At 59.1% G+C, this 9,874-nt stretch carries 12 protein-coding genes; 2 read left to right on the plus strand and 10 right to left on the minus strand.

The genetic code is table 11. From position 1 onward, the window contains the following. Positions 1-165: 165 nt before the first annotated feature. The 10 genes from AUC61_RS21425 to ccmA form a co-directional block, all read right to left on the minus strand. The gene (locus tag AUC61_RS21425; RefSeq protein ID WP_122665636.1) at positions 166-570 is read right to left on the minus strand and encodes a hypothetical protein; all 405 of its coding nucleotides are present in this window, start codon (positions 568-570) and stop codon (positions 166-168) included. Positions 571-581: 11 nt separating this feature from the next. Beyond that, the gene (gene ccmI / locus AUC61_RS21430; protein WP_243248139.1) at positions 582-1,787 is read right to left on the minus strand and encodes a c-type cytochrome biogenesis protein CcmI; all 1,206 of its coding nucleotides are present in this window, start codon (positions 1,785-1,787) and stop codon (positions 582-584) included. Next, on the minus strand, positions 1,784-2,254 hold the full coding sequence (locus AUC61_RS21435) for a cytochrome c-type biogenesis protein (protein ID WP_243248140.1): 471 nt from the start codon (positions 2,252-2,254) through the stop codon (positions 1,784-1,786). The genes ccmI and AUC61_RS21435 overlap by 4 nt, the downstream gene beginning before the upstream one ends. Further along, the gene (locus tag AUC61_RS21440) at positions 2,251-2,787 is read right to left on the minus strand and encodes a DsbE family thiol:disulfide interchange protein (protein WP_243248141.1); all 537 of its coding nucleotides are present in this window, start codon (positions 2,785-2,787) and stop codon (positions 2,251-2,253) included. Before AUC61_RS21440 ends, AUC61_RS21435 begins: the two co-directional genes overlap by 4 nt. Next, entirely contained in the window at positions 2,784-4,754 is a 1,971-nt protein-coding gene (locus AUC61_RS21445; protein ID WP_243248142.1) for a heme lyase CcmF/NrfE family subunit, read from the minus strand. Before AUC61_RS21445 ends, AUC61_RS21440 begins: the two co-directional genes overlap by 4 nt. A 3-nt stretch (positions 4,755-4,757) precedes the next feature. Next, entirely contained in the window at positions 4,758-5,222 is a 465-nt protein-coding gene (gene ccmE, locus AUC61_RS21450; protein WP_243248143.1) for a cytochrome c maturation protein CcmE, read from the minus strand. Further along, positions 5,219-5,395 (minus strand): heme exporter protein CcmD, encoded by a 177-nt coding sequence (gene ccmD / locus AUC61_RS21455; RefSeq protein ID WP_243248144.1) that lies wholly within the window; start codon positions 5,393-5,395, stop codon positions 5,219-5,221. The genes ccmE and ccmD overlap by 4 nt, the downstream gene beginning before the upstream one ends. Next, a complete protein-coding gene (locus tag AUC61_RS21460; RefSeq protein ID WP_243248149.1) occupies positions 5,392-6,189 on the minus strand; it encodes a heme ABC transporter permease in 798 nt (265 codons plus the stop codon). The genes ccmD and AUC61_RS21460 overlap by 4 nt, the downstream gene beginning before the upstream one ends. A gap of 83 nt (positions 6,190-6,272) precedes the next feature. After that, positions 6,273-6,944: a heme exporter protein CcmB gene (gene ccmB, locus AUC61_RS21465; RefSeq protein ID WP_087267367.1), complete on the minus strand. Its 672-nt coding sequence runs from the start codon at positions 6,942-6,944 to the stop codon at positions 6,273-6,275. After that, entirely contained in the window at positions 6,941-7,582 is a 642-nt protein-coding gene (ccmA, locus tag AUC61_RS21470; protein ID WP_243248145.1) for a cytochrome c biogenesis heme-transporting ATPase CcmA, read from the minus strand. The genes ccmB and ccmA overlap by 4 nt, the downstream gene beginning before the upstream one ends. Before the next feature lie 183 nt (positions 7,583-7,765). Between ccmA and fliK the strand changes: the two genes are divergently transcribed. After that, a complete protein-coding gene (gene fliK, locus AUC61_RS21475; RefSeq protein ID WP_243248146.1) occupies positions 7,766-9,442 on the plus strand; it encodes a flagellar hook-length control protein FliK in 1,677 nt (558 codons plus the stop codon). Beyond that, positions 9,442-9,765, plus strand: a complete 324-nt coding sequence (locus AUC61_RS21480) for an EscU/YscU/HrcU family type III secretion system export apparatus switch protein (protein WP_122665645.1) — start codon at positions 9,442-9,444, stop codon at positions 9,763-9,765. The genes fliK and AUC61_RS21480 overlap by 1 nt, the downstream gene beginning before the upstream one ends. The last annotated feature ends 109 nt before the right edge of the window (positions 9,766-9,874 follow it).

Here is a 9,874-nt window from a genome sequence, read left to right on the forward strand (position 1 = left end):
AGAAAATGCATTTCAATCCAGTATTTTGCTGTTGTTTGATGAGAACGCGCTTACCCGCGATTCGGTCAGTCAGCCGCTGAATTTATTGCCTGCAATTGCGCCTCGCCACAGATCGGCCCCTGCAAGGACTGTGCATCCGTTCCCTACAGGAGCCGTTTTGATAGCTCAATTGCCGAACTGCTTACCCAAGCCTGCCGGAACACCACTGGAATCGGTTTCCTGCCAAGGACCATTGCGGCTCGTTGACCAGGTCCAGCCGTTGTTCCAGCGGTAGTAGGTGCGCTGGCGGTAGAAGGTGTCTGTCTCATCGTCCAGCACATGTACACCCAGGCGTGCGTCCCAGTGGCTGTTGCCACCCGGTGGCGGGGCGAAGTTACTGGAGGTCTTCGGGCCCGCTGCGGGTGCTTTCGGGACCGGCGTGGGTGTTGGCGTGCTCGGCGTACCCGGCTGCGACTTGCCCGGCAACGTCGGGATCGGCTCCTGACTGCGCGGGCCGGTGGGCTGAACCGCACAGGCGCTCAAGCCCATAACCAGACCCAACAAGGTAATACGTGCGGCTGCGCGATACATAGGCGTGCTCTCTACTGATCAGGGCTGTCGATGGTCAGCGCCTGCAAGGCCTCAGTGTTACTGGCCAGAGGCTTGCTGCGGCCGATCCACTCGCCGGTGGTCGGCTGACCAGCGCGGGATATCCGCGCCACGAGTTGGACTTCCGGAAAGTTCGACAGTTTCAGTTGCGGCATCATGGCGTCGGCATCGCCCAATTCCACGTCAACAGGCAGATCGGCGACGGTCACCCGTTTCACCGCCAGAGGAGCAGGAGGCCCGCCGACTGCGCGAGCAAAGATGAATACGCTATCGCCCGGCGCTACTTTAACTTTGAGGTCAGCGGCCAGATCCACGCGCACTTTGATCGATGCTGTCTTGTCGGGAGCTATGGCAGGCTGATTCGTGTCGGCAGCGTTTTCGCCAAGTTTTTCACTGGCCCGGGCTATGCCACCTTCCAGCGCTTGCCGGGATGGATCCTGTGGAGGCAGCACGGCCAACAGACGCTTCCAGTAATCAACCGCCTGCTGATAGTGCTGGCTTTCGAAAGCGGCAATCCCCAACAGGCCGAGGCTGGTGACTTCCTTCGGGTCAGCCTGCAGCGCTTCGTTAGTCAATGCCTGCACTTGCGGGCTGAATTTCTTGCCACCGGCGAAGTACAGCGCCTGCGCCCACTGGCCGAGCAACTCAGCCTGACGACCTGCCAGCGCAACTGCACGCTCGAACATTGCAGCGGCATCAGCCGGGCGATCCTGAGCCATGTAGGTGCGAGCCAGAAAGTACAGGCCTTCGGCAGAGTCCGGCTGGGCTTTGACGGCGCGCTCCAGACGGTTGGTCATCTCGGCAATCGAGCCGGGTGGCTGCGCGAACTCGCGGGTCAACTCGACCTTGTCACTGGCACCAAAGTGCAGATACAGACCCATGCCGATCAAGGGCACCAGCAATGCGGCGAGCAAAGGCAAGGTCTTGCCAAGGCGCGAAGTACGCAGTGGTTCAGCGCCCTCGGTATCAGCCAGCAACTCACGGGCAGCTTCAGCGCGACCGCTGTCCATCTGCGCCGGGGACAGCACGCCCTCCTCTTGCTGACCTTGCAACTCAGCGACCCGCTCCTGATACAACGCAACGTTGAGCGCAGTGCGGTCTTCTTCACTTTGGGCGCGACGGCCGCGCAGTACAGGAATCAGCAGGAAACTCATGGCCACCAGCAACAGCAGGCCGGCGGCTAGCCAGAAATCAATCATTCGCGGTTTTTATCCAGCAGATTTGCGAGGCGCTGACGCTCCTCGTCGGAAAGCACATCGTTTTCCTCGCGGCCCTGGCCACGACGACGCACGACAATCACACCAATCACAACCATGCCGCCTACCAGAAGCCCGGCGGGGCCGAACCACAGCAGCCAGGTTTTGGCGGTCAGCGCAGGCTTGTAGCGCACGAAGTCGCCATAACGATCGACCATGAAGTCGATAATCTGCTGATTGGTCCGCCCTTCGCCCAGCATGCGAAAAATCTCTTTGCGCAAGTCAGCAGCGATGGGCGCATTGGAGTCGGCAATGTCCTGGTTCTGGCACTTGGGGCAGCGTAGCTCTTTGGTCAACTCGGCGTAACGCGCACGCTCGGCGTCGTCACGAAACTCGTAAGCGTCGATCGCGGCATGCGCCACGCTGGCAAGACCGAGGCTTAAAACAAAAGCGGCAAACAGGCGCTTCATTGTTTAGCCTCATCAACTAATCCCTGATACAAACCGGCCAATTGCTCACGCCACACGGTCTCATCCACGACACCGACGAACTTGTGACGAATGATGCCTTTGCTGTCGATCAGGAAGGTTTCCGGAGCACCGTAAACCCCGAGATTCAGACCCAGACTGCCTTCGTCGTCACGAATGTTCAGCTGGTACGGGTTGTGGAAATCCTTGAGCCACTTCAAGGCGTCAGCGTTGACGTCCTTGTAGTTGATGCCATAAATCACCACGCCCTGCTGCGCCAGCTTGTTCAACACCGGGTGCTCGACACGACACGCCACGCACCAGGTCCCCCAGACGTTGACCAGCGCTGGCTTACCCAGCAGGTCGGCACGGGTCAGGACTTTATCGCTCTGCACTTCACGCAGGGAAAACTCTGGAAACGGCTTATTGATCAATGCGGACGGCAGTTCAGCAGGATCAAGATACAGACCGCGATACAGGAAGACCGCGACGCCAAGGAAGATTGCCAACGGCAACAGCAAAACCCAGCGCTTCATACCGCAGCCTCCAGGCCCAGGGCATCACGCACCTTGCTTTTGACCTTGACCCGATAACGCTTGTCCATCGCCGCCAGTACGCCACCCAATGCAGTGATCAACCCACCGAACCAGATCCAGCGCACGAAGGGTTTGACGTGGACACGTATTGCCCAGGCGCCATCCCCCAGCGGCTCACCCATAGCCACGTACAGGTCGCGAGTGAAACCGGCGTCGATACCCGCCTCGGTCATCATCGATTGCTGCACGGTGTACAGGCGCTTTTCAGGATGCAGAATGGTCACTTGCTTACCATCCTCAAGCACGCGAACGGTGCCGCGATCAGACGTGAAGTTCGGGCCCTGATAATGCCGGGCACCTTCGAACACAAACATATAGCCGCCCAGCTCCATGGACTCACCCGGCGACAGGCGCAAATCACGCTCGGCGCTGTTCTGACTCGACAACACGACGCCGAGAGCACAGACCGCGATGCCGATGTGGGCAAGCTGCATGCCCCAGTAACTGCGGGTCATGCTGCGTGAGCCTTTGATCAGACCTTTATGACGCGTCTTGTCGAGCAGATCACGCACACCCGCCAGTAGCACCCAGGCGGCCAGCATGAAAGTGGCCATGACGGCCCAGTGGAAATCATCCATGGCGAGCCCGGCAATCACAGCCAGTACGGCGCTGCCGATCAACACCGGCGCAAGCATGCTGGCGAGCCATTTGACCGGGGTGTCTTTCCAGCGCACCAGTACGCCGATGGCCATGACCGCCATAAGCAGCCCCATCAACGGCACGAACAGCGCATTGAAATAGGGTGGGCCTACCGACATCTTCGCCCCACTCATGGCATCGAGTACCAGCGGATACAGGGTGCCCAGCAGAATCATCGAAGCGGCCACCACTAGCACCAGGTTGTTACCCAGCAACAGGGTTTCCCGGGACCACAGGCCAAAGCCGACATGGCTCTTGACCACGGGCGCGCGGAACGCGAACAGGGTCAACGAACCACCGACCACGAACAGCAGGAAGATCAGAATGAACACGCCGCGTTCAGGGTCCGAAGCAAAGGCATGCACGGAGGTCAGCACCCCGGAACGAACCAGGAATGTACCCAGCAGGCTCAAGGAGAACGCGGCGATAGCCAGCAGAACCGTCCAGCTTTTGAATACGCCGCGCTTTTCGGTCACGGCCAGCGAATGTATCAGCGCCGTGCCCACCAGCCATGGCATGAACGAGGCATTTTCCACCGGGTCCCAGAACCACCAGCCACCCCAGCCCAGTTCGTAATAGGCCCACCATGACCCCAGCGTGATGCCGATCCCCAGGAATGCCCAGGCGACGATGGTCCATGGACGTGACCAGCGTGCCCAGGCCGCATCAAGACGCCCGCCAAGCAAAGCAGCAATGGCAAACGCGAAGGCCACCGAGAACCCGACGTAGCCCATGTACAGCATCGGCGGATGGACGATCAGGCCAATATCCTGAAGCAGCGGATTCAGGTCGCGACCGTTGGCAGGCACCTGCGGCAGGATCCGCGAAAACGGATTGGAGGTCAGGATCAGAAACAGCATGAAGCCGACGCTGATCATGCCCATCACAGCCAGCACACGAGCCAGCATCACTTGCGGCAACTGACGGGAGAACACCGACACGGCAAACGTCCAGGCCCCCAGAATCAACGCCCACAGCAGCAGCGAACCTTCGTGAGCCCCCCACACCGCGCTGAACTTGTAATACCAGGGCAAAGCGCTGTTGGAGTTCTCAGCCACATAAGCCACGGAAAAATCATCGGTCATGAACGCGTAGGTCAAACAACCGAAGGCAAAGACCAGAAAGCTGAACTGCCCCCACGCCGCGGGTTGCGCCAGGCTCATCCACATCCGGTCGCCGCGCCATGCGCCTACCAAGGGCACGCTGGCCTGCACGACGGCGAAGCAAAGCGCCAGAATCATGGCCAGATGGCCGAGTTCAGGAATCATGGGTCAACCCTGCTTCGATGGTGTGGAGGAAATCGGGGCTGGCTGCCCGCTTTCCTTGAGCGCCTTGGTGACTTCCGGCGGCATGTACTTTTCATCGTGCTTGGCCAGCACTTCATCGGCGACGACCACGCCGTCTGCATTGAGCTTACCAAGGGCAACGATGCCCTGCCCTTCGCGGAACAGGTCCGGCAGGATGCCGCGATAAGTAATGGTCACGGCCTTGTTGAAGTCCGTCACGACGAACTTCACGTCCAGAGAGTCGGTAGAACGCTGCAGCGAGCCCTTTTCCACCATTCCGCCCGCACGAATTCGGGTATCCAGCGGTGCTTCGCCATTGGCGATCTGGGTCGGCGTATAGAACAGGTTGATGTTTTCTTTCAAGGCACTCAAAGCCAGAGTTACGGCGATGCTGACACCTGCGAGAATCGCAACGATGATCAACAGACGCTTTTTACGCAGCGGATTCACTTCTGGTTCTCCCAGCGCAGGCGACGCGCCTCTTGTTGCAGGTAACGCCGACGCGCCAGCAACGGCAGCGCCACATTGATCGCCAGCACCACAAAACAGATGCCATAGGCTGACCAGACGAACAGACCATGATGACCCATGGCCAGAAATTCACCGAATGAATCAAATTTCATTGTGCCCCTTCCTTTACCGGTGGCTGCCCGAGGGATTTGAGCACCTCAGCCTTGACCCAACTGGCCCGGGCTTCACGCTTGAGCACTTCAAGGCGCATGCGCAGCAGGACCACGGCGCCGAAGAAGCAGTAGAAACCCAGCACCGTGAAGAGCAGCGGCAGCCACATTTCGGCAGGCATGGCCGGTTTTTCGGTCAGGCTGAACGTCGCGCCCTGATGGAGGGTGTTCCACCATTCCACTGAATATTTGATGATCGGAATATTGATGACGCCAACAATGGCCAGCACAGCGCAGGCCTTGGCGGCGCTGTCACGATTGCTGATGGCGTTGCCCAAGGCAATCAGACCGAAGTATAGAAACAGCAGAATCAGCATTGACGTAAGGCGTGCATCCCAGACCCACCAGGAACCCCAGGTCGGTTTACCCCAGATGGCCCCGCTGACCAATGCCAACGCCGTCATCCAGGCGCCAATAGGCGCTGCGCTTTGCAACGCAACGTCGGCAAGCTTCATTTTCCACACCAGCCCCACGACGCCGCAGACCGCCAGCATCACATAGCAGGACTGAGCGAGCATGGCGGCCGGAACGTGGATGTAAATAATCCGGAAACTGTTGCCCTGCTGGTAGTCCGGTGGCGCGAAGGCCAGCCCCCAGACAACGCCGATGCCGATCAGTAACACGGCGGCGATGCTCAACCACGGCAGCAGACGTCCGCTGATGCCATAGAACCATTTTGGAGAACCGAGCTTGTGGAACCAGGCCCAACTCAACCCGCTTTTAGCGTTGTCTTTCATTACGCTGCCTTTCATCAAGCTGCCTTCTACGGTGTCGCTCGGGTTTGCTGCTGGCTAAATAAAGCCATTCAGGCAAACCTCATTTATTCGCCGACGCTAATCTTCAGGCCAGCGGCTATTGCAAAGGGTGTCAGGGTTACGGCAAGCGCGGTCAGGCTACCCAGCCAGAGCAGGTAGCCGGTTGCAGGCATACCTTGCAGCGCTGCTTGCAACGCGCCACTTCCCAGGATCAATACCGGGATGTACAACGGCAGGATCAACAGCGCCAGCAGCAGACCGCCGCGCTTCAAACCCACCGTCAACGCCGCGCCCACCGCACCGAGCAGGCTCAATACCGGTGTGCCCAATAGCAAGGACAACAGCAACACAGGCAGGCATTGAGTCGGCAAGCCGAGCATCAGCGCCAGCAGCGGCGCCAACAATACCAGCGCAAGACCGGAAAAGGTCCAATGTGCCAGCACTTTCGCCAGAACCAGTAGCGCCAGTGAATGCGAGGACAACACCCACTGCTCCAGCGAACCGTCCTCGAAATCGCTACGAAACAGGCCATCCAGCGAGAGCAGCACTGACAACAGGGCCGCTACCCAGACTAACCCCGGGGACAAGGTTTGCAACAGTTGCGTCTCCGGACCGACAGCCAGCGGGAACAAGGCGATAACAATCGCAAAGAACACCAGCGGGTTGGCCAGTTCGGCGGGACGCCTGAACAACAGACGCGCCTCGCGTGCGACCAGCAGGGTAAACACATGACTCATACGGCCCATTGCCCCAGATCAATATCGCGATAACCGGGCGGTGTACGACTCAAGGTGTGGTGAGTGGTCAACACAATCATGCCGCCTCGCTCACAATGCCCGGCCAGATGTTCCTCCAGTTGAGCAACGCCTTGTTTGTCGAGCGCAGTGAAGGGCTCGTCGAGAATCCAGACTGGCGGACTGTCCAGATACAGACGCGCCAGCGCTACGCGCCGCTGTTGCCCGGCCGACAAGGTATGGCACGGTACGTCCTCAAAACCTCGCAATCCGACCGCCTCAAGTGCCTGCCAGATGGCCGCGGGCTTCGCCGGGCGATGCAGGGCACACAGCCAGACAAGGTTTTCTAAAGGACTGAGCAAATCCTTGATACCCGCGGCATGGCCGATCCAGAGTAAATTGCGCGCCAGTTCGACACGCTGCTCGTTCAATGCAAGGCCGTTAACCAGCACCTGACCCGCGGTGGGCTGCATAAGGCCGCAAAGCAGGCGCAACAGGCTGGTCTTGCCACTGCCATTGGGACCGCTGATCTGCAGCATGTCACCGGCATTGACTTGCACGTCAAGATGCTCGAAAAGCATTCGCCAGTCGCGCTCACAGGCCAGGTCGCAGGCTTGCAGAAGAGGTATGGAACGAGTCATGCAGGGTTCCCGGTGCTGCGGCGGTCGCATCAGAACACAGCAGAGAAGGTGCGGTCTGAAGAAATGGCTGTTCAAGTCAGCTTTAAAACGGCCGTTACATTGTGCAACTACCGCTCTACGATGGGCGCGCATTATACATGGCACGCCCGCCCCGAGAGGGCATTTTCAACAGGTCGCGATTCCATGACAGGTGATATCACCAGCCTCCAACCGACAACAGCCGCCGCCGCTCTGGGCCGCGCAGGGCTTTCTCCGGCTCAGGTGCTTCAGTTACTGCAGCCGCTGGAAAACCTTATAAAGCCGGGAGAGACTGTCGCGGCCGAGGTGATAACCCTCAAGCAGTTGCAACAGAACTTTCAATTGTTGATAAAACTGGCCCTGAGCAACGGTGGCCAGACGAGTGTCAACGTCACCAGCCCTCTGCCCCTGACGCCCGGCACCACGCTTTCGGTGTCTCAAGCTTCGCCTAACGCGCTGACCATGACCTTGCAGCAGGTCAATACTGCTTTAAATAATCTGCAAACCAGTATCGACACCGATCAGTTGCCGCAAGGCACCTTGTTGCAGGCCCGGGTGCTCACCACTCAGGTGGTCGCCAACGCAGTCAGCCAGTTGACCAGTCAGGGCGCGTCACAAGCCGGCGCGCCCACAACTGCGACGTTACCGGGCACCCAGCCCGGTACTCAGCAGACTGCACAGCCGGCGCTTTATCGTTCTATCGTGATCCTGCTCAATACCGCGCTGGTTGGCACCAGCCTGAGCATCGAAAGCCCTCAACCATTGCGCCCGGGTGCACTGCTGAGCGCTCAGGTCCAAGGCAGCCAGAGTGTTAATTTCGTACCGCTGCCGAACAACCTCGATCAATTGGCAGTAACCCAGCAACTCACCACCCAGCAAAACCGCCAAGGCTCTCTGGACGTGCTGCTTAACGCGCTGCGTAACCTTCCACCTGCAAGCCCGACGAGCTCAGCGCCCTCCTCGCCGCTCCAGGCGAGTATCCAGCAGTTGCTGGCAGACTTGCCGGACATCGAGCAGATGAGCAACCCGCGTGTCGTGGCTCAGGCGATCAATGCCAGCGGCCTGTTCATGGAGTCCAGATTGCTGGCCGGTCTCAACCCCATGGCGATGCCGGACATGAAGGCAAACCTGCTACAACTCATTACTCAGTTGCTACCCGGCCTACCCGCCAATGCCAGCTACGACGCGGCCGCAGCCTCGAACATGCTGACCCGTACAATGCCAGGCGTTTTGCGCAGCGCCCTGGGCACCATGGGGCTGGTTGCACCGCCGCCACTGCCGATCCACTTTCCGTTGCCTTCGCGGGCAGTGAAAGGCGGCAAAGAAGATGATCTGGAAATTTTACTAAAATTCGCGGCAGCGGCGGTTTCACGCGTTCAAAGCCATCAGTTGGCGAGTCTGGAACAGACCCGAAGCACCGCAGAGGGCAATCAACTGACCACCTGGCAGATGGAAATCCCGATGCGCAATGGCCAGGAAATCGTGCCCATGCAAGTCAAGGTGCAGCGCGAGGACACGCCTGAAAAGGAGAACAGCAAGGAGAAGGATGACAGCGAGCCCAAGGAAGCTCTGGAAAAACTCTGGAGAATCGATCTGGCCTTTGACCTGTCTCCTCTCGGCGCACTCCAGGTCCAGGCGCAATTATTGCGCGGCAAGCTATCGAGCCAGCTCTGGGCAGAGCGTGCTGACAGTGCGGCATTGATCAGCAAGGAACTGGGTTACTTGCGCGAGCGATTGATTGCCTCCGGCCTTGAGGTGGGTGACTTGGCGTGCAGTCAAGGCGTGCCGCCTCAAGGCCCGCGCACTACCCTTCAACAACGCTGGATCGACGAGAACGCCTGATGAGCCAAGCTGACCAAAACCCGCGTCAGGCGATCGCGCTGACTTACGACGGCACGCACACACCGACCTTGAGTGCCAAAGGTGATGATCAGTTGGCCGAGGCCATTCTGGCCATCGCCCGGGAATATGAAGTGCCTATTTATGAGAATGCCGAGTTGGTCAAGTTACTGGCGCGCATGGAGTTGGGCGACAGTATTCCGGAGCCGCTGTATCGCACCATTGCGGAGATCATTGCGTTTGCGTGGCATTTGAAGGGCAAGTTTCCGGTGGGGCAGGATCCGGATGCGCCGCCGGTTGAGCGGGATATTACGCCGAAGTGGTGAAGCTACTTTTGCGTACATATCCATTATTGTGTGATGGCTGATATTGGTTGCGCTTTTACAGCGCGTCACTTTTGGGGCCCAAAAGTAACCAAAAGGCTCTTGCCCCACC

Origin of the sequence: Pseudomonas maioricensis, from assembly GCF_022790535.1 — a bacterium.
Lineage (GTDB): Bacteria > Pseudomonadota > Gammaproteobacteria > Pseudomonadales > Pseudomonadaceae > Aquipseudomonas > Aquipseudomonas maioricensis.